Annotated in this window: 21 protein-coding genes; 10 read left to right on the top strand and 11 right to left on the bottom strand. The window is 68.2% G+C overall.

All coding sequences use genetic code 11. From position 1 onward, the window contains the following. Nucleotides 1-55 precede the first annotated feature (55 nt). Nucleotides 56-1210, top strand: a complete 1155-nt coding sequence (locus SB4_RS04045; RefSeq protein ID WP_058751523.1) for a phosphoserine transaminase — start codon at nt 56-58, stop codon at nt 1208-1210. Nucleotides 1211-1361: 151 nt separating this feature from the next. Then, nucleotides 1362-2939: a phosphoglycerate dehydrogenase gene (gene serA, locus SB4_RS04040; protein ID WP_058751522.1), complete on the top strand. Its 1578-nt coding sequence runs from the start codon at nt 1362-1364 to the stop codon at nt 2937-2939. 409 nt (nt 2940-3348) lie between these two features. Here the strand turns inward: serA and SB4_RS04035 are convergent, their stop codons facing one another. Then, on the bottom strand, nt 3349-4197 hold the full coding sequence (locus SB4_RS04035) for a hypothetical protein (protein ID WP_058751521.1): 849 nt from the start codon (nt 4195-4197) through the stop codon (nt 3349-3351). A gap of 236 nt (nt 4198-4433) precedes the next feature. Between SB4_RS04035 and SB4_RS04030 the strand changes: the two genes are divergently transcribed. Together SB4_RS04030 and SB4_RS04025 are read left to right on the top strand one after the other, a co-directional pair. Further along, nucleotides 4434-5540, top strand: coding sequence for an ATP phosphoribosyltransferase regulatory subunit (locus tag SB4_RS04030; RefSeq protein WP_058751520.1), 1107 nt, complete (start codon nt 4434-4436; stop codon nt 5538-5540). A 112-nt stretch (nt 5541-5652) separates the two neighbouring features. Beyond that, entirely contained in the window at nt 5653-6942 is a 1290-nt protein-coding gene (locus SB4_RS04025) for an adenylosuccinate synthase (protein ID WP_058751519.1), read from the top strand. Between the two features lie 137 nt (nt 6943-7079). Here the strand turns inward: SB4_RS04025 and SB4_RS04020 are convergent, their stop codons facing one another. The 6 genes from SB4_RS04020 to SB4_RS03995 form a co-directional block, all read right to left on the bottom strand. Then, on the bottom strand, nt 7080-7487 hold the full coding sequence (locus SB4_RS04020; protein WP_058751518.1) for a hypothetical protein: 408 nt from the start codon (nt 7485-7487) through the stop codon (nt 7080-7082). A gap of 61 nt (nt 7488-7548) precedes the next feature. Further along, entirely contained in the window at nt 7549-8616 is a 1068-nt protein-coding gene (aroC, locus tag SB4_RS04015) for a chorismate synthase (protein WP_058751517.1), read from the bottom strand. After that, nucleotides 8613-9158: a GNAT family N-acetyltransferase gene (locus SB4_RS04010; RefSeq protein WP_058751516.1), complete on the bottom strand. Its 546-nt coding sequence runs from the start codon at nt 9156-9158 to the stop codon at nt 8613-8615. The genes aroC and SB4_RS04010 overlap by 4 nt, the downstream gene beginning before the upstream one ends. Nucleotides 9159-9357: 199 nt before the next feature. Next, nucleotides 9358-10161, bottom strand: a complete 804-nt coding sequence (fabI, locus tag SB4_RS04005) for an enoyl-ACP reductase FabI (protein ID WP_153006058.1) — start codon at nt 10159-10161, stop codon at nt 9358-9360. After that, nucleotides 10158-11129, bottom strand: a complete 972-nt coding sequence (locus SB4_RS04000; RefSeq protein ID WP_058751515.1) for a YihY/virulence factor BrkB family protein — start codon at nt 11127-11129, stop codon at nt 10158-10160. Before SB4_RS04000 ends, fabI begins: the two co-directional genes overlap by 4 nt. Nucleotides 11130-11136: 7 nt before the next feature. Beyond that, nucleotides 11137-12081, bottom strand: a complete 945-nt coding sequence (locus SB4_RS03995) for a DnaJ C-terminal domain-containing protein (RefSeq protein ID WP_058751514.1) — start codon at nt 12079-12081, stop codon at nt 11137-11139. A gap of 101 nt (nt 12082-12182) precedes the next feature. On the opposite strand from SB4_RS03995, the gene SB4_RS03990 reads away from it, so the two are divergent. Next, nucleotides 12183-12413 (top strand): hypothetical protein, encoded by a 231-nt coding sequence (locus tag SB4_RS03990; protein WP_058751513.1) that lies wholly within the window; start codon nt 12183-12185, stop codon nt 12411-12413. A 28-nt stretch (nt 12414-12441) separates the two neighbouring features. On the opposite strand, the gene SB4_RS03985 is transcribed toward SB4_RS03990, so the two are convergent. The 3 genes from SB4_RS03985 to SB4_RS03975 all read right to left on the bottom strand — a co-directional run bounded on the left by SB4_RS03985 (nt 12442) and on the right by SB4_RS03975 (nt 16521). Next, a complete protein-coding gene (locus tag SB4_RS03985) occupies nt 12442-13074 on the bottom strand; it encodes a transglycosylase domain-containing protein (protein WP_241488466.1) in 633 nt (210 codons plus the stop codon). An 82-nt stretch (nt 13075-13156) separates the two neighbouring features. Beyond that, nucleotides 13157-14068 carry a transglutaminase family protein gene (locus tag SB4_RS03980; RefSeq protein ID WP_058751511.1) on the bottom strand — a complete coding sequence of 304 codons (912 nt, stop codon included), beginning with the start codon at nt 14066-14068 and terminating at the stop codon, nt 13157-13159. Further along, nucleotides 14065-16521: a circularly permuted type 2 ATP-grasp protein gene (locus tag SB4_RS03975; RefSeq protein WP_058751510.1), complete on the bottom strand. Its 2457-nt coding sequence runs from the start codon at nt 16519-16521 to the stop codon at nt 14065-14067. The genes SB4_RS03980 and SB4_RS03975 overlap by 4 nt, the downstream gene beginning before the upstream one ends. 163 nt (nt 16522-16684) lie before the next feature. Here SB4_RS03975 and pdxH point away from each other — a divergent pair, with 163 nt between their 5' ends. The 5 genes from pdxH to SB4_RS03950 all read left to right on the top strand — a co-directional run bounded on the left by pdxH (nt 16685) and on the right by SB4_RS03950 (nt 19996). After that, on the top strand, nt 16685-17266 hold the full coding sequence (pdxH, locus tag SB4_RS03970; protein WP_058751509.1) for a pyridoxamine 5'-phosphate oxidase: 582 nt from the start codon (nt 16685-16687) through the stop codon (nt 17264-17266). Continuing rightward, nucleotides 17263-18216, top strand: a complete 954-nt coding sequence (locus SB4_RS03965) for a cation diffusion facilitator family transporter (RefSeq protein ID WP_058751508.1) — start codon at nt 17263-17265, stop codon at nt 18214-18216. The genes pdxH and SB4_RS03965 overlap by 4 nt, the downstream gene beginning before the upstream one ends. Beyond that, complete coding sequence (locus tag SB4_RS03960) at nt 18216-19019, top strand: PhzF family phenazine biosynthesis protein (RefSeq protein WP_058751507.1); 804 nt, start codon at nt 18216-18218, stop codon at nt 19017-19019. Before SB4_RS03965 ends, SB4_RS03960 begins: the two co-directional genes overlap by 1 nt. Nucleotides 19020-19103: 84 nt before the next feature. Next, a complete protein-coding gene (locus SB4_RS03955; protein WP_206597983.1) occupies nt 19104-19535 on the top strand; it encodes a hypothetical protein in 432 nt (143 codons plus the stop codon). Next, complete coding sequence (locus SB4_RS03950; RefSeq protein WP_058751506.1) at nt 19532-19996, top strand: DUF3828 domain-containing protein; 465 nt, start codon at nt 19532-19534, stop codon at nt 19994-19996. The genes SB4_RS03955 and SB4_RS03950 overlap by 4 nt, the downstream gene beginning before the upstream one ends. Nucleotides 19997-20040: 44 nt before the next feature. Here SB4_RS03950 and SB4_RS03945 read toward each other — a convergent pair. Next, on the bottom strand, nt 20041-23007 hold a 2967-nt coding region (locus tag SB4_RS03945), incomplete at its 5' end, for a chromosome segregation SMC family protein (RefSeq protein WP_058751505.1).

Below are 23007 nucleotides of genomic sequence, written 5' to 3'. Positions count from 1 at the left end.
TCGACGGGCCACGCGGTCCCAACGCCGCGCGTGCTCTCTGTGAGGAGAGTCTTAAATGACTGATGTGAATACCGCTGACGCCACTCTTGCGCCCGCGAAGCCCGCCACCAAACCGGCGCGTCCCTATTTTTCTAGTGGCCCCTGCGCCAAGCCTCCCGGTTGGGAAGCGGCCAAGCTCGCGACGGACAGCCTCGGCCGTTCGCATCGCTCGAAGATCGGCAAGCAGCGGCTGCAATATTGCATCGACCTGATGCGCGAGCTGCTGAAGCTCCCCGACACCCACCGCATCGGCATCGTCCCCGGCTCCGACACCGGCGCGTTCGAGATGGCGATGTGGACCATGCTCGGCGCGCGGCCCGTCACCACGCTCGCCTGGGAAAGCTTCGGCGAGGGCTGGGTGACCGACGCGGTCAAGCAGTTGAAGCTCGACCCCACCGTCCTGCGCGCCGATTACGGCCAGATTGCGGACCTGAACGCGGTCGACTGGTCGAACGACGTGCTCTTCACTTGGAACGGCACCACCTCCGGCGTGCGCGTGCCCAACGGCGACTGGATCGCCGACGACCGCGAGGGCCTGTCCTTCGCCGATGCGACCAGCGCGGTGTTCGCCTATGACCTGCCCTGGGACAAGATCGATGTCGCGACCTTCTCGTGGCAGAAGGTACTGGGCGGCGAGGGCGCGCACGGCGTCCTGATCCTCGGCCCCCGCGCGGTCGAGCGTCTGGAGACCTACACCCCGGCCTGGCCGCTGCCCAAGGTGTTCCGCCTGGTGTCGAAGGGTAAGCTGGCCGAAGGCGTGTTCAAGGGCGAGACGATCAACACGCCCTCGATGCTGGCCGTCGAGGACGCGATTCTCGCGCTCGAATGGGGCAAGGGTCTTGGCGGCGCCGAGGCGCTGATCAAGCGTTCGGACGCCAATGCGGCGGCGCTGAACAGGATCGTCGAGGAGCGCGATTGGCTCGGCCATCTTGCCGCCGATCCGGCGATCCGCTCGACCACCAGCGTCTGCCTGACGGTCGAGGGCGCGGACGAGGCAGTCATCAAGAAGATGGCCTCGCTGCTGGAGGCCGAAGGCGCAGCCTATGACGTGGCGGGCTACCGCGACGCGCCCGCTGGCCTGCGCATCTGGTGCGGTGCGACGGTCGAGACCGCCGATATCGAGGCGCTCGGCCCCTGGCTCGACTGGGCCTACGCCACCGCCAAGGCCTGACCTTCCAAAGCCCTCTCCCCGCTGGGGAGAGGGTTGGGTGAGGGGCGGTGCTTGGCAAGGCGGCTAGTTGGTCGCCCAGCCTCACCCCCTCACCCCGACCCTCTCCCCAGCGGGGAGAGGGAGAAATTCCCCTATTCCCGGAGCTTGTCCCATGCCCAAAGTTCTCATCAGCGACAAAATGGACCCCAAGGCCGCCCAGATCTTCCGCGAGCGCGGGGTCGAGGTGGACGAAATCACCGGCAAGACGCCCGACGAGCTGAAGGCGATCATCGGCGAATATGACGGCCTGGCGATCCGCAGCTCGACCAAGGTGACCAAGGAGATTCTGGAGCACGCGACGAACCTGAAGGTCGTCGGCCGCGCCGGGATCGGCGTCGATAACGTCGACATCCCCGCCGCCAGCGCCAAGGGCGTGGTGGTGATGAACACGCCCTTCGGCAACTCGATCACCACCGCCGAACATGCCATCGCCCTGATGTTCGCGCTCGCTCGCCAGCTGCCCGAGGCCGACGCCTCGACGCAAGCCGGCAAGTGGGAGAAGAACCGCTTCATGGGCGTCGAGCTGACGTCCAAGACGCTGGGCCTGATCGGGGCGGGCAATATCGGCTCGATCGTCGCCGACCGCGCACTGGGTCTGCGCATGAAGGTCGTAGCCTTCGATCCGTTCCTGACGCCCGAGCGCGCGCTGGAGATGGGCGTGGAGAAGGTGACGCTGGACGAGCTGCTCGCCCGCGCCGACTTCATCACGCTGCACACCCCGCTGACCGACCAGACCCGCAACATCCTGTCGGCGGAAAACCTCGCCAAGACCAAGAAGGGCGTGCGTATCATTAACTGCGCGCGCGGCGGCCTGATCGACGAAGAGGCGCTGAAGGCGGGGCTCGATTCGGGTCATATCGGTGGTGCGGCGCTCGACGTGTTCAAGGTCGAACCGGCCAAGGAAAGCCCGCTGTTCGGCACCCCGAACTTCATCTCGACCCCGCATCTGGGCGCGTCGACCACCGAAGCGCAGGTCAATGTCGCGATCCAGGTCGCCGAGCAGCTGGCTGATTTCCTGGTCTCGGGCGGCGTCACCAACGCGCTCAACATGCCGAGCCTGACCGCCGAGGAAGCGCCCAAGCTGAAGCCGTACATGGCGCTGGCGGAAAAGCTAGGCTCGCTGGTCGGCCAGCTGTCGCACGGCGCGGTCACGGGCATCGCGATCGAGGCGGAGGGTGCGGCCGCCGCGCTCAACCTCAAGCCGATCACGGGTGCGGTGCTTGCGGGCTTCATGCGCGTCCATTCGGACACGGTGAACATGGTCAACGCGCCGTTCCTCGCCAAGGAGCGTGGCCTCGACGTGCGCGAAGTGCGCCATGACCGCGAGGGTGATTACCACACGCTGGTCCGCGTGACGGTGACGACGGCGGACGGCGAGCGTTCGGTCGCGGGCACGCTGTTCGGTGATCAGGCCCCGCGCCTGGTCGAGCTGTTCGGTATCAAGGTCGAGGCCGACCTCGCCGGGCCGATGCTGTACGTCGTCAACGAGGACGCACCGGGCTTCATCGGGCGCCTCGGCACTACGCTGGGCGAGGCGGGCGTCAATATCGGCACCTTCCACCTCGGACGACGCTCGGCCGGCGGCGAGGCGGTCCTGCTGCTCTCGGTGGACGAGGCGGTGGACGCGGAGCTGCTGGCCAAGGTCAAGGCGCTGCCGGGTGTGAAGACCGCGATGGGCTTGGCGTTCTGATCCGATAGGATCGGATGTCGGCAAAAAGGGTCGGGTGCCAAAAGGCATCCGGCCCCTTTTGATTTGCGGTCAGTCGGGCGTCGCTTCCGCGCCGCCGAGAAGGGGGCGTGGGGTGGGGCCGGATGGCGGCTCTATGGGTTCGAGGCCATCGTCGCTGCGCAGTGGAGGGAATTTCGGCGGTGGGCGACCGCCCGCTACGAAAATGGCGGTTATCGCCGCCCGTATCTCCGCCCGTTCCGCATCGGTCATGCGGGGTGGGCCGGTAAGGTCCTTGATCGGCATGGGCAATCCTCCCGCGATGCTGACGTGCGCAGGATAGCATAGCTCGACCAAGCGCGCGAAGGTCTTGCCCCCTGGATGGATCGCCAAAGCAAGGGCGGGGTCTTCTGTAGTCCCCGCCCCTTGAGCATCAGACGACGGGTTCCGGAGGCAACAGCGCATCGCGGCGGGCGCGGATGACCTCGGCTTCGTCTGGCGTCAAATCCAGTCGATCGAGTCGCTCGTCGAGCAGAACCGGCAGCGTGGCAGCGGGGTGGACCACCGCCAGGGTGAACGTCTCGTCCTGCGTGGGGTCGTAATGCGTCCAGGGCCGCTCGTTCTTGGCGAAGCCGCTGGCGATCGCCTTGCCGGTCAGTGCCGGGTCGATCGGCGCATAGGTGATCCGGCTGCGGTCCTTCTTGTCGGTGCGCTGGGTGATGCGTGCCCAGACCGGCCGCAGCGGCGCCGGGTGGCGCATGGCCTTGATCGAAGCCGACTGATGCAGGACGCGCCGCATCATCAGGACCGAAAACACCGCAAAGACGACCACGACCAGCAGCGAGCCGAGGAAGCGGTTCCAGAACTCCTCGATCGCCAGCGACAGGGTGATGTTGTCTGGGTTGCCACGTTCCGCGACGATACGGGTTTCGCGATCCTCGTTGCTGAACGCCATGTAGGAAAAGCTGACCGCCCGCGATTGGATCGCGCCGTCGCTGGGATAGGCGATGGTCGCATTGCAGCGGACGCTGAACTTGCGCATCCGGCATTCGCCATCGACCATCGACGCTTGCGGCACCTCGACCGGGGCACGCAGGATACGGTAATCAGTGTACAGGCCCGGCCAGATGGTGGCGACGATAGCCAGCGCGCCGAAACCCAGCAGGATGCTGAACACCAGCAACCGATAATGATCGGCAAATCCGGTCCGTCGCACCTTGATGGGCCGCGCGGGCAGCAGCCCCGATGGATCGGGTAGGCCGTAGTCGATCGTCTGCAACATGCTCCTCCTTGGTTCGGCGGCTATCTATCGTCGTTCCGCCAACAGATGCGAAAGCCCCGAGCGACCAAGGGGTTGCATGCGTAACGAGAATTGCAGTGGGCAATCGCGGTTGACGCCGCAGGCCTTAGTGACCAATCACGACATCCTCCGTTCCCCACCGACGATCGAGCTACAGGGTTTTTGCGCGTGATCCGCTTCCCCACATCCGACTGTGCATGCTTCAAGGACAATGCCCGATGACCGCGCTCCTTCCCGAAGGCTATCACGACCGTCTTCCCCCCTATGCCGATGCCGCTGCGTCGGTGGAGGCGCGGGTGTTGGAGGCGGCGCGGCTGCATGGCTATGAGCGCGCCGATCCGCCGTCGATCGAGTTTGCCGAGGCGCTGGGCTCGCGGTTGAAGGCGGGGGGGCTGCATGATGCGGTGCGCTTCGTCGATCCGGTATCGCAGCGGACGCTTGCCATCCGGCCCGACCTGACCGCACAGGTGGCGCGGATCGCGGCCACGCGCATGGGCCATCATCCGCGCCCGGTGCGGCTTTCCTATGCGGGCACCGTGGTGCGCCTGCGCGGTTCCGAACTCGCCCCGGCGCGCGAGTGGCGGCAGATCGGGGCTGAACTGATCGGGCTCGACTCGACGGCCGCCGCGACCGAAGTGGTACGCGTCGCGGTCGAGGCGCTGGTCGCGGCGGGGACGACCGGCATTTCGATCGACTTCACGCTGCCCGATCTGGTCGACCTGCTCGCCGCCGGGCCGCTCCCGGTCGCTCCCGATCAGGTGGCGGCGCTGCGCGACCGGCTGGACGCCAAGGATGCGGGCGGGGTCGCGGCGATCGCGCCCGACTATCTGCCGCTGGTCGAGGCCGCCGGGCCGTTTGCGACCGCGATGGAGCGGCTGCGCGCTTTCGACACTCAGGGCGTGCTCGCCAGCCGTCTCGATGCGCTGGAGGCGATTTCGGCGGCGCTGGGCGAGGGGGTGTCGATGACGCTCGACCCGACCGAGCGGCATGGGTTCGAGTTCCAGAGCTGGCTGGGCTTCTCGCTGTTCGTCGCCGGTCCCCCGCGCGAGGTCGGGCGGGGCGGCACCTACACCATTTTCCACGAGGACGGTGCGGAAGAGAAGGCCACCGGCTTCTCGCTCTATGCCGACGCCATCGTCGCGACCGCCCCGCCGACCGAGCGGCGGCGGCTGTTCCTTCCTCATGGCACCGAACCTGCGACGGGCGCCTCGCTCCGCGCGCAGGGCTGGGTGACGGTGCAGGCGCTGGAGGAAGGCGACACGCCCGAGGCACAGCTTTGCACCCATATCCTGACGAACGGCCAGCCGACCGCCATCGTCGGTTGACATACGGGGGCGCGTCCCGCTAGGCGCGCCCCGCACATTATTGGAAACCCCCATCCGCCGAGTCCTGTCGAAGGGCGCATGGGGTCCGTCCGGCAGGCGGAGCATAGCATCCATGGCAAATGTAGCAGTCATCGGCGCGCAATGGGGCGACGAAGGCAAGGGCAAGATCGTCGACTGGCTGGCCGAGCGCGCCGACATGGTCGTCCGCTTCCAGGGCGGGCATAATGCCGGTCACACGCTGGTCGTCGGTGAGAATGTCTACAAGCTGTCGCTGCTGCCCTCGGGCATCGTGCGCGGCACCCCCAGCGTCATCGGCAACGGCGTCGTCCTCGATCCCTGGGCATTGAAGGCCGAGATCGAGCGGCTGGGCGAACAGGGCGTGCACGCTTCCCCCGAAACGCTGCGCATCGCCGACAACTGCCCGTTGATCCTGCCGATCCACCGCGACCTGGACGGTCTGCGCGAGGACGCGAGCGGCGCGGGCAAGATCGGCACCACGCGGCGCGGCATCGGTCCGGCCTATGAGGACAAGGTCGGCCGCCGCGCGATCCGCGTGTGCGATCTGGCGCATCTGGATGACCTTGGCCCGCAGCTCGACCGGCTGTGCGCGCATCATGACGCGCTGCGTGCGGGCTTCGGCGAGCCACCGGTCGATCGCGAGCGGCTGCTGGCCGATCTGCGCGAGATCGCCGCCTTCGTCCTGCCTTTCGCCAAGCCGGTGTGGCGCGACCTCAACGAGGCGCGGACGGGCGGCAAGCGCATCCTGTTCGAGGGTGCGCAGGGCGTGCTGCTCGACATCGACCATGGCACCTATCCCTTCGTCACCTCGTCCAACACCATTGCGGGCGCGGCGGCGGGCGGATCGGGCCTGGGGCCGTCGGGCGTCGGCTTTGTGCTGGGTATCGCCAAGGCGTACACCACCCGCGTCGGCTCGGGGCCTTTCCCGACCGAGCTGGAGGACGAAACCGGCCAGCGTCTGGGCGAGCGCGGCCATGAGTTCGGCACCGTCACGGGCCGCAAGCGCCGCTGCGGCTGGTTCGACTCGGTGCTGGTCCGTCAGTCGGCGGCGGTCGGCGGCATCACCGGCATCGCGCTGACCAAGATCGACGTGCTCGACGGGTTCGACGAGGTGAAGATCTGCGTCGGCTATAAGCTGGGCGACCAGACGCTGGATTATTATCCGACCCATGCGGCGGATCAGGCCAAGGTCGTCCCCGTCTATGAGACGATGGAAGGCTGGCAGGAATCGACGGCGGGTGCACGGAGCTGGGCCGATCTGCCGGCGCAGGCGATCAAGTATATCCGGCGGATCGAGGAGCTGATCCGTTGCCCTGTGGCGCTGGTGTCGACCAGCCCGGAGCGCGAGGACACGATCCTGGTTCGCGATCCCTTCGCGGATTGATTTTGGAGGCCCCGGCGACATGTCGGGGCCTTTTTTGTGAATGCCATGGCGTCGGACTTCGCTGAAGCCGTTCGCCAAAAAAAGACCCGGCCGCTCGCGCGACCGGGTCCCTCCCGTAGTGATGTGCCCGAAAGGGATCAGCGCATGCCGCCACTGCTGCCCGGCGGTGTGGTGGTGCCGCCGGTCGTGCCACTGCCGACCTGACCGCTGGTGGTCGTGTCGCTGCCCATCGTGCTGCCGCCAGTCGTATCGGGCATGGTCGAAGGCGTATTGACCGTGCTGTCCGGCGTCGTGGTACGCGAACGGTTCTTGGACCGGGTGGTCGAGCGCGTGCTGGTGCTCGGCATCGTGCTCATCGTGTCGCCGGGCTGTCCCATGGTGGACTGGCCGGGCATCGTGGTCTGCCCCGACATTTGACCGGGCATCGTCTGGCCCGGCGCGGTGGTCTGTCCAGACATCCCGCCGGTCGTCCCACCCGATACCTGGGCCATGGCGGCGGCGGGAAGGATTAGGGCACTGGCGGCGATCACATGCATATAACGCATTGTTTCTCTCCTGCTTTTTTCTCGTGTTATCAACGAGGCAGGAGAGGGCCCGTTCCTCTGGTCAGCCGCATTGGCCGCGATGAAGCAACGCCTGATCGGCTAAAACCAGCGCGACCATCGCCTCGACCACGGGAACGCCGCGAATGCCGACACAGGGGTCGTGACGCCCCTTGGTAGCAATCTGCGTTTCTTCGCCGGTGCGGGTGATGGTGTCGACGGGGGTGAGGATCGAGCTGGTCGGCTTGAACGCGACGCGCATCGTGACCGGCTGGCCGGTGGCGATGCCGCCCGCAATGCCGCCCGCATGGTTCGCCAAGAAGCGTGGTCCGCCATTGCCAGCGCGCATCGGGTCGGCATTCTGCTCGCCGGTCAGCGCGGCGGCGGCGAACCCGTCGCCGATCTCGAAACCCTTGACCGCATTGATGCTCATGCATGCGGAGGCGAGTTCGCTGTCCAGCTTGGCATAGAGCGGCGCGCCCCAGCCGGCCGGTACGCCGGTCGCTTCGCAAGCCACCACCGCGCCGACCGAGGAGCCGGACTTGCGTGCGCCGTCGACGATCGCTTCCCAGCGTTCGGCCGCCGCTGCATCGGGGCAGAAAAAGGGGTTGGCGTCGATCTGCGCATCGTCGAACGCCTCATAGTCGATCCGGTCGCCGCCGATCGACTCGACCCACGCCCGGATTTTTACCTGCGGGATCACCGCGCGCGCGACCGCACCCGCCGCGACCCGCGCCGCCGTCTCGCGCGCGGAGGAGCGCCCGCCGCCGCGATAGTCGCGAAAACCGTACTTCGCGTCATAGGCATAGTCGGCATGGCCGGGGCGATAGGCGAGCGCGACGTTGCCATAGTCCTTGGACCGCTGGTCGACATTCTCGATCATCAGGCTGATCGGGGTGCCGGTGGTCTTCCCCTCGAAAACGCCGGACAGGATACGGACCTGATCGGGCTCGCGCCGCTGCGTCGTGAAGCGGCTGGTGCCCGGACGGCGCTTGTCGAGCCAGGGCTGGATGTCCTCTTCCGACAGCGCGAGGCCCGGCGGGCACCCGTCGACCACTGCGCCCAGCGCCGGACCATGACTCTCGCCCCAGGTGGTGAAGCGGAACAGGCGGCCGAAACTATTGAAGCTCACGCAGCATCTCCCAGCCGGGCAAAGGCCGGCGCATGTGTGGCGGCCCCGCGCACGCCGCAGGGGATCAATCCGCCCTGCAGCGGGGCGGCGAGGAAATAGTCGCCCGCATAGGGGCTGTCGAAGCCGCTCGCGACATCGGCGGCGAAACCGAAGCGGCCGTAGAAAGCGGGGTCGCCCAGCGCGAAGCAGAGCACGACACGTTCCTTCTCCAGCCGTTCGAGCCCCGCGGCGACCAGCGCCTCGCCAACGCCCTGCTGCCGCCAGTCGCGCGCGACGGCGATGGGGGCGAGGGCGACCGAATTGATCGGCTTGCCGCCGATGTCGACGGCCATCCGGCTGAACGCGATCGCGCCGATCAGCGTGTCGGTGTCGTCGTCGATGGCGACGAGCATCAGGACCATGTCGCCCTCGACGCACAGGTCGCGGACCAAGGCGGCTTCGGCGGGGGCGGGGAAGCTGGCGACGAGCAGCGCGTCGAGCGCGGCGACGTCAGTCCCTTGGGCGGGGCGGATCGTGATGGCGGCGATAGGCTGGTCGGACATGGATTCGTCTTTAGCGTCGCCGAAGCGCAAGGCGCGATAGATAATGTTGGCCCCAATTCCTCCCCTGGAAGGGGAGGTGGCAGGCCACAGGCCTGACGGAGGGGTGTCCCCGTCGGCGAGGAATGGTTTTACTCGCAAGCGGTGACACCCCTCCACCAGCTTCGCTGGTCCCCCTCCCCTTGCAGGGGAGGAAAGGAAGTCACGCCAGCGCGATGTCCGGCGCGTCCTCGGCTTTCATGCCGATGACGTTATACCCGGCGTCGACATGGTGGATCTCGCCCGTCACGCCCGACGACAGGTCGGAGAGCATGTACAGGCCCGCGCCGCCCACATCCTCGATCGTCACGGTGCGACGCAGCGGCGAATTCAGCTCGTTCCACTTCAGGATATAGTTGAAGTCGCCGATGCCGCGCGCCGCCAGCGTCTGGATCGGGCCTGCCGAGATGGCGTTGACGCGGATATTCTCCGGGCCGAGGTCGACCGCGAGATACTTGACGCTGGTCTCCAGCGCCGCCTTGGCCACGCCCATGACGTTGTAATGCGGGATGACCTTTTCCGCGCCATAATAGGTCAGCGTCAGGATCGAGCCGCCCTCTGGCATCATCGCCCGCGCACGCTGGGCGACCGCGACCAGCGAATAGGCCGAGATGTTCATGGTCATCAGGAAATTGTCGAGCGTGGTGTCATAATAACGACCGCGCAGCTGCGACTTGTCCGAAAAACCAATGGCATGGACCACGAAGTCGATCGTCGGCCACTCGGCCTTCAGATCGGCAAACAGCGTGTCGAGCGACTCCATCTCGGACACGTCGCAATCGAACAGGCGCGCCACGCCCAGCTGTTCGGCCAACGGGCGGACCCGCTTTTCCATCGCCGCGCCCTGATACGAAAAGGCGAGCTCCGCGCCCGCCTCCGAAAGCTGCTTGGCGATGCCCCAGGCCAGCGACTTGTCATTGGCCAGGCCCATGATGAGCCCCCGCTTGCCTGCCATCAATCCGTTCACGCCGTTACCGCTCCTGCCGGTTCACCATCTTCAAGCGCCCTCTCTAGCCCCGTTTCCGGTGGTTCCGCCAGTGCCGCGTTCAAATGCGCCCCGAAAACCAGCCCAAGGCCGATCAGATAGAAGAACAGCAGCATCACGACGACGCCCGCCAGGCTGCCATAGGTCAGATCATAGCCGCCCAGTTTCGACAGCACCCAGGGCAGCAGCGCGGTCATGCTGACCCACCAGGCGGCCGTGAACAGCGCGCCGGGCCATTTGGGGCAATCGCTCTCGCGATACTTGCCCGGCGTGACCGAATAGAAGAGCAGGTAGAGCGCCCCGAACATGACCGCGCCGGGGATCAATCGCGACAGGCCGATCCAACCCGCCATGTCCTGTGCAAAGGGGACGAGGCGATAGATGAACTGTTCCGCCGCCGTCAGGATACCGGCCGCCAGGAACGACAGGAGCGCGACGACGACCGAGGCGATCATGACCAGCGTGGACGACAGCCGCGATTTCCAGAAGGCGGCCGTCGCCTTTACGCCATAAGCGCGGTGGAAGATGTCGCGGATCGTCTCGATGAACCCGCCGACCGTCCACAGGCCGACCAGACCGCCCAGCCAGAGGAGCGAGCCGGTCCGCGCGGCCAGCACATCGGCGATCGGTTTGCGCAGCAGGTCGCTGACATCGGGGGGCAGGACGTGGAGAAAGCTCTCCACCGCATGTTGCGTCTCGTTGCTCTGGCCGAATAGCGAGAGCAGCGCCGCCGTGGTGATGAAGAAGGGAAACAGCGTCATCAACGCCAGATAGGCGAGGTTCCCGGCATGGATGAACCCGTCGTTGAAGACGCCGAGCGAGGTTCGCTTCAGGATTTCGAAGGCATAGGAGCCCGGCCGGACCTTGGCGAGTTGCCGGTCCAGCCGGGTGCGGGCCTTCCCATGTTCATGTGCACGTTCTTCAGGGGTCAGGCCATTCGCATCGCTCATGGAACGATCAGACGTTCATGGCGGCCCTCGGGTTCCTGCTGTCGGTCCATTCCGCCGCGAACTGTTGCAGCGCGGCATCATCGGCGGGGATGTCGATGATGAGCGTGATCAACTGGTCGCCGCGTCCGCCATCCTTCTTGTGAAAGCCCTTGCCCTTCAGGCGCAGCGTCTTGCCCGACGTCGTACCCTTGGGAATGGTCAGCATCACCGGACGCTCGACGGTGGGGGCCTTCACCTGCCCGCCCAGCACTGCCTCGGTCAGGCTGATGGGCAGGTCCAGGCGGACATCGTCGCCGTCACGGGTGAAGAAGGCGTGCGGCACGACCTCGATCGTGATGATCGCATCGCCGGGCCCGCCGGGGCCTTGTTCGCCCTTGCCGCTCAATCGCATCTGGGTGCCGGTGTCGACGCCTGCGGGCAGTTTCAGGTCGATGGTCTTGCCATCGGCCAGCGTGATCCGCTGCGGGCTGAGCGCGGCGGCATCGACGAAGGGCACGCGCAGGGCGTAGGCCGAATTGGCACCCTTCGGGGCCGAACGACCCCGGCCGCCAAAGCCCCCCGAAAAGCCGCCACGGCCAGCGCCGCCGAACATCCCTTCGAAGATATCCGACATGTCGGCACCCTCGCCGCCAAAGTCGAACCGCTGGCGAAAGCCGCCCGCGCCGCCGGGGCGGGGACCGGCCCCGCCGCCGAACCCGCCCGCGCCGCCATAGCCGAAGGGCGAGGCCGGGTTGCCGTCGCCGTCGATCTCGCCCCGGTCGAACCGGGCGCGCTTGTCCTTGTCGTTCAGCAGGTCATAGGCATTGGTGACCTGGCTGAACTTCTCCGCCGCCTTGGGATTGTCCTTGTTGCGGTCGGGATGCAGTTCCTTCGCCAGCTTGCGATAGGCTTTCTTGATATCGGCTTCGCTGGCCGTACGGCTCACGCCCAGCGTCTGATATGGATCGGCCACTCTGTTCCCCGTTGGCAGTGTATTACCGATCTATGTGGGGAAGTCCGCGCCGGAGCGCAATCCGTGTCCCACGCGTTGCAGCATGGAGAAGGAGACGGATCATGACTCAGCCGATGCAGGTCGTGGGGAAGGACGGCAAAAAAGGGGTGCCGGACGGCGTGTCGGATACGCCGGGCAAGAAGGGCGGCGAGAGCCAGGGCGGCGGTTACGAGGGTGCCCCCGAGCGAAAGGGCGACTTCCATGGCGGCCAGAGCGGCGCGGCCTATCATGGCAAGGGCGGCCATCCCGACCCGGACAAGGACAATCCCAATGCCGTGATCGAAGAGGGGTGAGAGCCGCCACGGGATGACGGCTCCCTCGTCAAGCGCAGCCGTCGAGCATCACATCGCCATTGCCCCGTGGCTGGCACATTCCGGCGACCAGCCGCTCGATACGCCGGACCCGTTCGTCAAGACGCGGGTCCGGACCGAACAGATGAAAGTCGGAGGGTGTTACCAGAACCGCGACCAGCCGTAGCCATTGTGCTTGGGTTAATTCGGCAGGTGATTTGCCGTAAACCTGCGCGCTGGCGGTGAACACGCCCTGCATCCAGCCCTTCGGCCCTCGCCCGAACGGAGCTTCTGCCAAAAACAGGGCCAGGATCTGTCGTTTGGACAGGCGGGCCTCCAGCCCCTTGGCATAGGTGGTCTGCCGGATCTTGCGAAGGCCCGGTTTGAACGCGGCAAAGGCCAGTTGCTTGGACAGCGATTGAGTGATCGTCGTCACACCTGCGCCGGGCGTGTTATTGTCCACCCCGTGATGATGCCAGAAATCGGGGTCTTCCACGCAAATCAATTGCCGCAGTTCAGCGGGCGTCAGCGCATCGGGGCCGCGCCCCTCGGTAATCAGCCGGTCCGCTCGCGCCTTCAACCGGGGCGCATCGCGCAAGGCATCGGCATAGCCCATGGCCGCATAGAGCAGCAGGGCGAGCAGAGCGCCGAGGATCGCGAACAACAGGATGCCGAGGATCGATCGGCCCCGACGCGGCAGGGATCTCGAGGTCATCGGCTGGTTCCTCTCCCCGGCAGGCTGCCGATCAGTCGGACAGCGTGGCCTCCGCCATGTCGGCGCGCCCGACCGGCGCGACGTCGACGCTGACGTCCATCTTCTGCGCACCCGAGCCCAGAACCACGCCATCGACCGGCGCGATCTCGGCATAGTCGCGGCCGACCGCGACGATGATGTGGTCGCCTGCCATCCAGATACCGTTGGTGGGGTCAACGCCGACCCAGCCCGTTTGCGGCCCGCCCCAGATCAGTACCCAGGCATGGGTCGCGTCCGCTCCGACCAGCCGCGCTTGGCCCGGCGGCGGCAGGGTGCGGATATAGCCCGAGGCATAGGCGGCCGGGATGCCCGCTGCGCGCAGGCCCGTGATCATGATCTGAGCGAAGTCTTGGCATACGCCGCGCCGCTGGCGAAAGGCTTCGGCCGGGGGCGTGTCGACCAGGGTGGCGGCGGGATCGAAGGCGAATTCGCGCTGGATGCGGTTCGCCAGGGCAAAGCCCGCCTCCAGCGCGCCGCGATCGGGCGACAGGTCGGGCGCACACCACTCGGCAATGGCGGGGTCGAGCGGGATCAGCGGCGAGGGAAAGATATAGTTGGCGGGGCCCGCCGCCGACAGGTCGCGGCTCGACCGGGCGAGCGCGGATATCTCGGCCAGCGTGGGATCGCTGGGAGAGGGCATCGGCACCGGGCGGTCGACGACCATGCGCGCGCGGCTCTCGATGGTCAGGCTGCGCACCGGTCGGTCGACGACCAGCCGCGTGACATGCGCCAGTCCCGCCTCGGCCCGTGCGGAGCGGGTGCGGCCGACCGGCTCGACGATCAGGTCGTAGGTCTCCAGCCGCTGTCCGGGCCAGTCGATCGGCTGGAGCCGCAGGTTGCAGCGGGCATATTTGACCTGCGCGCCGTAATCGAAGCGGGTGATGTGGCGGATGTCGTAGATCATGCGAGGGTAAGTCCCCCGGCGCGCAACGGCTCCGCGCCTTGCAGGAAATAGCGCCTGGCGATCGCTTCCGACAGCAGGCCCAGCCGCCGCTCGACATCGCCCAGCGTATCGGCGTCGAGGGTGCGGGCATCCGCCGTTTCCAGCGCGGCGCGGACCGCGATCGCCTGGGCCTGTTGCGGCTCGGCCATGTCGTCGTCGGACAGGACCGGCAGGCGCGACAGGCAGTCGGCGATGCGCGCGGTCTGATACGCCAGGGCGCGCGGATTGTTGGGATCGAGCGCAACCAGATCGACCACCGCGACGCGCGCGATACCGGTCGGATAACGCTGGCGATAGCTGATCTGGCTGTTGGCGAGGTCGAGCAGGGTGGACAGGTCGTCCGCCGACGCGCCCGCCATGCCGAACAGCCGCGTTGCCCTCGCCACCGCCATTGCGCGTTCGACCCGGCGACCGAGATCGTGAAAGCGCCAGGCGGTGGTCCTGACCATATGCTCGGCGGACAGCCCGGCGATGGCGGCATAGCGGCGCTGGAGCGAGCCCGCCCGGTCGAGCATCCCCGGATGGGTGGGGAAGGGGGCTTCCAGCAGGCGCACCATGTCGGCGGACAGCCGGTCGCGCGACCCCTCGCTGATCCCGCGCGCCAGTCGGTTGATGCGCGCCACCGAGTGCCAGCCTTCATCCTCCATCGCAGTGCGCGCGAACTGGGTGAGGGCGGCGCGGCGCAGGCTGTCGGGATGCGGGGCCGCGCCGCCACCGGTGATGAGCCCAACCAGCCGCCCCAGCGTGCGCGGGTCGAGCGCGCCGCCGCCATCGACATCGATCGAATTGCCCAGCATGACCCGGATCGCGGCGAGCAGCGCCTCGCCCCGCTCCAGATAGCGGCCGAGCCAGAAGAAATTGTCGGCGACCCGGCTGGGCAGCGTCCCCGGATTGCGCCGCACATGCAGCGAATCGGGATCGGCGAGCAGCGAGACTGGGGCCACCGGCTCGGCCCCGTGGATGCAGACATCGGCGGACCACAAGCCCTCGCCGATCATCGCGGCGGTCGCCTCGGGATGCTCGCCGATCCGGCCGAACCCGCCGGGCAGGACGGTCCAGCGGCCCTCGGCATCGCGCGCGGCGAAGACCCGCAGGGAGAAGGGGCGCGGCTCCAGCCGGTCGCCGATGACGACGGGCATGGTCGACAGGCGTACCATTTCCTGCCCGACATAATCCTGCGGCCGCCGGGCCATGTCGTCGCGCAGCGTCGCGCGTTCCTCGGGCGACAGGCTCGCGCCCGTCCGCGCGCCATCGGGCAGGCCCAGTGGACGGGGGCCGAAGGCCGGGGCGATCAGCAGCCGGTCGAGATGTTCGGCGACATGCGCCGCCTGGGCCGGGCCGCCGCACCACCAGGTCGCGATATTGGGCAGCCGGAGTGCCTCGCCCGACAGATGCTTGGCCAGGGCAGGCAGGAAGGCGGAGACGGCCGGGCTCTCCATCACGCCCGCACCCGGCGCATTGGCGATGACCACCTGCCCCTCGACATAGGCGTCGATCAGGCCGGGCACGCCGATCTGCGAATGGCTGTCGAAAGCCAGCGGGTCGAGCATCCGGGGATCGAGCCGCCGCCACAGCGCGTCGATCCGCTTCAGCCCCGCGACGGTGCGGACATAGACCTGTCCCTCGATCGCGGCGAGGTCGGCGCCCTCGACCAGCAACAGGCCCAGATAACGTGCCAGATGCGCTTGCTCGGGATAGCTGGGGTTGAAACGGCCGGGCGTCAGCAGGCCGATGCGCGGATCGGCGCGGCGGCATTGCGCGGCGAGCCCGGCGCGAAAGGCGGCGAAAAAGGGGGCGTGCCGTTCCACGTTCAGCCGGTTCTGCAGGCCGCCCAGCGTCCGGCTGACCGCCAAGCGGTTCTCCAGCGCATAGCCCGCACCCGCCGGATTGCGCAGGTGATCGGCCAGCACCCGCCACTCGCCGTCCGGCCCGCGCGCCAGGTCGAAGGCGACGAAGCTCAGATGATGGCCGCCCGGCGGCGTGACGCCGACCATCGGCCGCAGGAAATAGGGGCTGCCGGTCGCCAGTGCGGCGGGGATATGTCCCTCCGCCACCAGCCGTCCAGGGCCGTAGAGATCGGCGAGGATCGTCTCCAGCAGATCGGCGCGCTGGGTCACGCCCGCCGCGATCCCCGCCCATTCGCCGCTGTCGATCAGCAGGGGAACGGGGGAGACGGGCCAGGGGCGCTCGTCGGTTTCGCCGATGATGCGGAAACCGGTGCCGATATCGGCGGCGTGCCGCTGCACCCGTTCGCGCGCATGGGCCAGGTCGCTGGCGACGGCGGCCAGTTCCTCCAGCATCGCGCGCCAGGCGGGGTTGTCGGAGCCCGCCAGCACGTCCGCCTCGCCCGCGGTGGCGCGATAGGCGGCGATCCAGGCGGCGGCCTGGGCGGGGCTGTCCTCTGCGGGGTCCATGGGGGGCGGAAAATCGCCGCATCGGACCGATGTTGCAACACATGATTGGTGGTGGGCCGGTTCGGCCCGAATAAATCCTTGGTCGTCAAAGCCATGAGGTCAGGACTCAGCGTTTCCGTTCGTGACGTTGGTTTTCCCGGCCCACAGGCGTATGGGCGGGCGCATGGCAGACGATCCCCATGCACTCTTCCGCGCCTGGTTCGCCGAGGCGCGGGCGAGCGAAATCAACGATTCCAACGCGATGGCGCTGGCGACGGTCGACTCGACCGGGCAGCCATCGGTGCGCATGGTGCTGCTCAAGGGCCATGACGAGCGCGGATTCGTGTTCTACACCAACCGCGAAAGCCGCAAGGCGCAGGAGCTGGGCGAGGGCAGCAAGGCCGCGCTGCTGTTCCACTGGAAGTCGCTACGTCGCCAGGTCCGCATCGAGGGACGGGTCTCGCGCGTCGATGATGCCGAGTCGGACGCCTATTTCGCCAGCCGTGGCCGCGACTCGCAGCTGGGCGCCTGGGCTTCGGAGCAATCGCGCCCGCTCGACGCGCGTGAGACGTTCGAGGCGCGATTCGAGGCGATGCGCGCCCGGTTCGAGGGCGGCGTCGTGCCGCGCCCGCCGCATTGGGGCGGATATCGCGTGACCCCGCAACGGATCGAGTTCTGGCTCGACCGCGAACACCGGCTGCATGAGCGCCGGGTTTTCACCCGTACGGCCGAAGGTGGCTGGGACGAAGGATTGCTGTTTCCGTGACCCAGGACGAACGTAAGAGAGTCATTCCGCTGGCGACCCGCGCGGCGCTGGCCAGCGTCGCCATGGCGCTGTTCCTGCTGGCGCTGAAGGGTTTTGCCGCGTGGCGGACCGGATCGGTCGCGATGCTGGGCTCGCTCGCCGACACCGCGCTCGACCTGCTCGCCAGCTTGGTGACGCTGTACGGCGTGCGGCTGGCGGCGACCCCGGCGGACCATGACCACCGGTTCGGCCATGGCAAGGCAGAGGCGCTGGCGGCCCTGTTCCAGGTGGCGCTCATCACCGCCTCGGCGGCGGGCATCGCCTGGCGCGCGGTCATGGCGCTGGGCGCGGACAATCCGACCAGCGATGCCGAGTTCGGCATTGGCGTGTCGGTGATCGCGATCGCCGCGACCGTCGTTCTGCTTGCCTATCAGCGCAGCGTCATCCGCCGTACCGGATCGGTCGCGATCCTGGCGGACAATGTCCATTACCAGTCGGACGTGATGCTCAACGGATCGGTCATCATCGCGATGGTGCTCGACCAGTATCTCGGCTGGCACGGCGCGGACCCGATCTTCGGCATTGCCATCGCGCTGTGGCTGGCCTGGGGCGCGTTCCAGGCGTCCTCGACCGCGATCGACCAGCTGATGGACAAGGAATGGTCCGACGACCAGCGCGCCGCCTTTCTCGACGTCGCCGCGCGCCAGCCGGGTCTGAAGGGCATTCACGACTTCCGCACCCGTCGCTCGGGTAGCCACGACTTTGCGCAGTTCCATATGGAGGTCGACCGCAACATGACGGTCGCCGCCGCGCATGACGTGGTCGAGGGCGTCGAGCGGGCGCTGCGCCGTGCCTTCCCCAAGGTCGAGGTGCTGATCCACCTCGATCCCGAAGGCCATGTCGATACCGACAATCCGCTGGTCGAGGCGGACGTGACCCCGCACTGGTTCGGCAAGCGCGTCGGCTATTGATGCGCATTCCCTTCACCCAGGTCGATGCCTTTGCCGACGCAGCCTTTGGCGGCAATCCGGCGGCGGTGATGATGTTGTCCGCCTGGCTGGACGACGCCACGCTGCTGGCGGTCGCGCAGGAGAACAACCTGTCCGAAACCGCCTTCCTCGTGCCGCATGAGGGCGACGAGGCGGATTTCGACCTGCGCTGGTTCACGCCGGGTGACGAGGTGGAGATGTGCGGCCATGCCACGCTGGCGAGCGGGCATGTCGTGCTGTCGTCGGATACGACGCGGGACCGGGTGCGCTTCGCCACGCGCCATGCCGGGGTGCTGGAGGTGGCACGCGACGGGCTAGGCTATAGCCTGTCCTTGCCCGAGCGCACGCCGTCGTCCGAGTCGCTGCCCGCCGTGGTCGAGGCGCTGGGCGTCGATGGCGTGGTCGAGACGCTGCGCCATCCGGCGGGCTATTCCGTCGTCGTGGTGGACGAGGCGGCAACCGTGCGGCGGTGTACGCCCGACTTCACCGCACTGGCCAGGGCGGGGCGCTATGTCGTCATCCTGACCGCGCGCGGCGCGGCGGGCGAGGCGGATGTGGTCAGCCGAGTCTTCGTACCCGCCTTCGCCATCGACGAGGACCCGGTGACGGGTGCGGCCCATGCGGTCATCACGCCCTATTGGACGGAAAAGCTGGGCCGCGACGCGTTCACCGCCGAACAGGCCAGCGCGCGGGGCGGGCGGCTGACCTGTCGGCTGGACGGCGACCGGGTGATCCTGGGCGGCGGATGCGTGACGGTGATCGAGGGGACGTTCCTGCTGCCGTGATCGCGTGTCGATCGGTGAATCGTTGCGATCGTCCTATCATCGCTTTATTATTGCGCGCAGTTTCTACGATGAGAGCATCGGCTGATGTGGAACGTGGACGCGGCGCTGAAACATCTGCGGCTTCACGCGAGAGACGCGAGTCGCGGACAATGCGCCAGATATGTGCGTGAAGCCGTAGAGGCGGGCGGTGTGGCGCTGGTCCGCCATACATCTGCCAAAGACTATGGCAGCAGCCTCACGAAGGTCGGTTTCGTTTCCCAAGGCGCACTGGCCACCGGCTTTCGGACTGGCGATATCGCGATCATTCAACCGATAAAGGGCCATCCGCATGGCCATATCTGCACGTATGACGGCCGCTACTGGATTTCCGATTTCAAGCAGTTGCACGGCTTTTATCCGGGGCCGAGTTATCGCAAGCTGAAGCCATCCTATCAAATCTATCGTTATCCCGGCGCAGGCACCGCAAGCCGCGCTGACGAACAGGTGGGCGTGCCCGCCGGAAAGGCAAGGCCATGAATCCCGGCATTCGGACGATCGCGGCGGCATGCGTGGCCTCGGCCACGGTGATCGGCAACCTCCCCGCCGATGCGACCGCAATGGCGGTTACGGCACCACGGCTCAAAGCGCCTGATGCCGTCGCACGGGATTTTTATACCTGGTATGTCGGCCTGATGGCCCATGACAAGGAGCCGACCGACGAGCCTCAGGTCTATGCCCGTTACGTGAGCAAGTCGCTCCGCGCGAGCATCGCCCGGCAGATCGCCAGTCCGGACGGCATGGAGGCCGATTACTTCGTCAAGGCGCAGGACTATATGGATTCATGGATCGGTCATGTCGCATCGACCCCGGCCATGGTTCGCGGCAATACCGCCCAGACGATCGTGACGCTGGGCAGTGGCGCAAAGCCATGGCGGCTTTCCGTCCGATTGGCCAAGGAAGACGGCGGCTGGAAGCTTGCCAGCGTCTCGCGTCGATAGAGCTTTGATCCGCGGGGCGGCCATGCGCGACCCGTGGGCCAATCTCACTCCGCCGCCAGCAATGTCTCCGCCGCCTGCAGGTCCACCGACACCAGCCGGCTGACCCCGCGTTCGATCATCGTCACGCCGAACAGCCGGTGCATCCGGCTCATCGTCACGGCATTGTGCGTGACGATCAGATAGCGCGTATCCGTCTCACGGGTCATCCGGTCGAGCAGCCCGCAGAAGCGGTCGATATTGGCATCGTCCAGCGGCGCATCGACTTCGTCCAGTACGCAGATCGGCGCCGGGTTGGTCAGGAACAGCCCGAAGATCAGCGCCACCGCCGTCAGCGCCTGTTCGCCGCCCGACAGCAGGGTCAGCGACTGAAGCCTTTTGCCCGGCGGCTGCGCCATGATCTCCAGCCCCGCCTCCAGTGGATCGTCCGAATCGACCAGCGCCAGATGCGCCGATCCGCCGTCGAACAGCGTCGCGAACAGCGTCTGGAAATGGCCGTTCACCGCCTCGAACGCCTCCAGCAGCCGCTGCCGTCCCTCACGGTTGAGCAGCCCGATCGAGCCGCGCAGTCGCGCCACCGCCTGGACCAGATCCTCGCGCTCGGCGGCACTCGCCGCGCCGCTCGCCTCCAGCTCGGCCAGTTCCTGTTCGGCGACCAGGTTGACCGGGCCGATCCGCTCGCGATCGGCGGACAGCTTGTCGTGCGCGGCGGCCTCGGCCTGGGGCGAGCCCACGCCCGCGCTCTCGAATCCCAGCTTTTCGGGCAGGACCGGGGCAGGGCAGGCGAAGCGCTCGCCCGACACGCGGCCCAGTTCGACCCGGCGAAGCTCGTGATTCTCGACCCGTGCCAGCGCTCCCGCGCGCGCCTCCCGCGCCGCCGACAACAGGGCATTGGCCCCGGCATGGGCGGCCTCGGCGGCGCGAAGAGTGCGTTCGGCCTCCGCCTCCTCGTCTTGCGTGCGTTCGGCCTCGACCTTGGCGCTGTCGTGCGCGGCGGCGAGGGTGGCGATCTCCTCGGCGAGCTGCGCCGGGCGGTCCGCGAGTGCGGCGGCATCCTGGTCCAGTGCGGCGGCGCGGGCATCCATGTCGGCGATCCGTCCCGCCGCCTGGCCTGCGCGCTGGTCCCAGCTTTCCGCCTCCGATGTCGCGGCGGCCAGCCGGTCGCGGGTCTGCGTCAGGCTGCGCTCCAGCGTCGTCCGTTCCGACCGGGCGAGTGCCACCGCCGAGCGCGCCAGCTGCGTCTCGGTCTGCAGCCGCGCCGTCTCCGCCGCGCTCGCCGAGCCATCGGGCAGCGCCGCCAGCGCCGCCTCGGCACGGTCGCACTCTGCGCGCGCCTCGTCCATCTCGGCGGCGATCCGTTCGGCGCGGGTGGCGAGGTCGGCGCGCTGGGCGGTCAGCCGCTCGATCACCGCCTGCGCGCGGTCCTCGGCGCGCTGGGCATCGCGCAAGTTGGTGACGGCGGTGGCGTGGAGCGTGCGCGCACTGGCGGCGGCGGCGCGGGCGCGGGCGATGCGATCCTCGATCACCGCCCGCGCCTCGGTCGCGGCCTGAACCGCGGCCTCGGCCGCCGGATGCTCCGCCTCCAGCGCGGCCAGCCGGTTGCGCCGCTCCATCCGCTCGGCCGCGGCCGCGCCGCCGCCCTCGCCGATATAGCCGTCCCAGCGTCGCAGCCGCCCCTCGCGCGTGACCAGCCGCTGCCCGACCGCCAGGGGCTGGCCCGAATCCACCTCGACTAGGAAAATCTGCGACAGCCTCCGGGCGAGCGTCGGCGGCGCGGCGATCCGTTCGCCCAGGCTCAGCGTCCCGATCGGCGGGGCGGGATCGCCGGGCGAGACGTCCGAGCCGTGCCAGTCGACCAGTGGCGTATCCAGCTCGTCGCCCAGCGCCGCCGCCAGCGCCCGCTCGAACCCGGGTTCGGCCTGCACCTCGTCGAGCAGCCGGTCGCCGCTCTTGCGCTCGGTCGCGCGGGTCAGCGTTGCCGCTTCGGCATCCAGCGCGGCGAGCGCGGCGATGGCGCGGGCGCGGGTCGCCTCGGCTGCATCGCGCTCGGCGCTGGCGGTCAGCTCGCTTTCCTCGGCCCAGCCAAGCGCGGCGTGCGCCTTGTCCGCATCGATCCGGGCGGCGGTCTGGGTCGCGACGGCGGCTTCGCGGGCGGCCTCTTGTTCGGCCATGTCGGGCAGCGCCTCGATCGCGGCGGCGACGGCACGGGCGTCGCGTTCGGCACGGGCATGGCGGCCTTGCGCATGGGCGAGCGCGGCTTCGGCGATCCGGCGCTCGGCAGCCTCCGCCGCCTGGGCGGACAGCGCCCGGGCGAGCGCCACCTCGGCATCGCGATTCTTCGTCTCCGCCTCGGCCAGCAGCGCGTCGAGCCGGGGCATGGCCTGCATGGCATGGGCGATGCGCGCGTACAGATCCTCGCGCTCCTCGACCAGCCGCCCGATCGCGGCGGCGGCGTCATGCGCCAACGAGTCCTCGCGCGCCCGGTCCTCGGCCAACCGCGCACGGGTGGTCGCCAATTCCTCGATCCGGCGTTGCAGGCCGTGGCGGCGGTCGCGCGTACGCGACAGGGCATGGCCCGCCTCGCTCAGGGCATCGCGCGCGGCCAAGGCGGCGGCGCGGGTGCGCGCGGCGAGCAGCGCGGCCGCCTCCTGCGCTTGGGCGGCGTCCCGCTCGGCGGCGGTCGTGCTGGCGACCTGGGCCTCGGCGGCCTCGGCTTCGGCCTTGGCGGTGGCGGCGGCCCCGGCGGCGTCGCGCCAGCGGGCGAAGATCATCCGCGCCTCGGCCAGACGGATCTGCTCGGAGAGCAGGCGATAGCGCTCCGCCGCGCGCGCCTGTCGCCGCAGGGTGGCGATGCGGGCATCCTGATCGGCAATCGCCTCGTCCAGCCGCGTCAGGTTCGCCTCGGTCGCGCGCAGCTTGCCCTCGGCATCGCGGCGGCGGACGTGCAGCCCGGCGATGCCGGCCGCTTCCTCCAGCATCGCGCGGCGCTCGGCAGGCTTGGCGGCGATGACCGC

Origin of the sequence: Sphingomonas sanguinis (assembly GCF_001476905.1) — a bacterium.
GTDB lineage: Bacteria > Pseudomonadota > Alphaproteobacteria > Sphingomonadales > Sphingomonadaceae > Sphingomonas > Sphingomonas sanguinis_B.
This window is presented reverse-complemented; position numbering and strand designations above follow the sequence as displayed.

Bases quoted from the DNA above. Each gene is read 5' to 3' on its own strand.
- SB4_RS04045 (WP_058751523.1), top strand. From the start codon at position 56: ATGACTGATGTGAATACCGCTGACGCCACTCTTGCGCCCGCGAAGCCC.
- serA (WP_058751522.1), top strand. From the start codon at position 1,362: ATGCCCAAAGTTCTCATCAGCGACAAAATGGACCCCAAGGCCGCCCAG.
- SB4_RS04035 (WP_058751521.1), bottom strand. From the start codon at position 4,197: ATGTTGCAGACGATCGACTACGGCCTACCCGATCCATCGGGGCTGCTG.
- SB4_RS04030 (WP_058751520.1), top strand. From the start codon at position 4,434: ATGACCGCGCTCCTTCCCGAAGGCTATCACGACCGTCTTCCCCCCTAT.
- SB4_RS04025 (WP_058751519.1), top strand. From the start codon at position 5,653: ATGGCAAATGTAGCAGTCATCGGCGCGCAATGGGGCGACGAAGGCAAG.
- SB4_RS04020 (WP_058751518.1), bottom strand. From the start codon at position 7,487: ATGCGTTATATGCATGTGATCGCCGCCAGTGCCCTAATCCTTCCCGCC.
- SB4_RS04010 (WP_058751516.1), bottom strand. From the start codon at position 9,158: ATGTCCGACCAGCCTATCGCCGCCATCACGATCCGCCCCGCCCAAGGG.
- SB4_RS04000 (WP_058751515.1), bottom strand. From the start codon at position 11,129: ATGAGCGATGCGAATGGCCTGACCCCTGAAGAACGTGCACATGAACAT.
- SB4_RS03990 (WP_058751513.1), top strand. From the start codon at position 12,183: ATGACTCAGCCGATGCAGGTCGTGGGGAAGGACGGCAAAAAAGGGGTG.
- SB4_RS03980 (WP_058751511.1), bottom strand. From the start codon at position 14,068: ATGATCTACGACATCCGCCACATCACCCGCTTCGATTACGGCGCGCAG.
- SB4_RS03975 (WP_058751510.1), bottom strand. From the start codon at position 16,521: ATGGACCCCGCAGAGGACAGCCCCGCCCAGGCCGCCGCCTGGATCGCC.
- pdxH (WP_058751509.1), top strand. From the start codon at position 16,685: ATGGCAGACGATCCCCATGCACTCTTCCGCGCCTGGTTCGCCGAGGCG.
- SB4_RS03960 (WP_058751507.1), top strand. From the start codon at position 18,216: ATGCGCATTCCCTTCACCCAGGTCGATGCCTTTGCCGACGCAGCCTTT.
- SB4_RS03955 (WP_206597983.1), top strand. From the start codon at position 19,104: ATGTGGAACGTGGACGCGGCGCTGAAACATCTGCGGCTTCACGCGAGA.
- SB4_RS03950 (WP_058751506.1), top strand. From the start codon at position 19,532: ATGAATCCCGGCATTCGGACGATCGCGGCGGCATGCGTGGCCTCGGCC.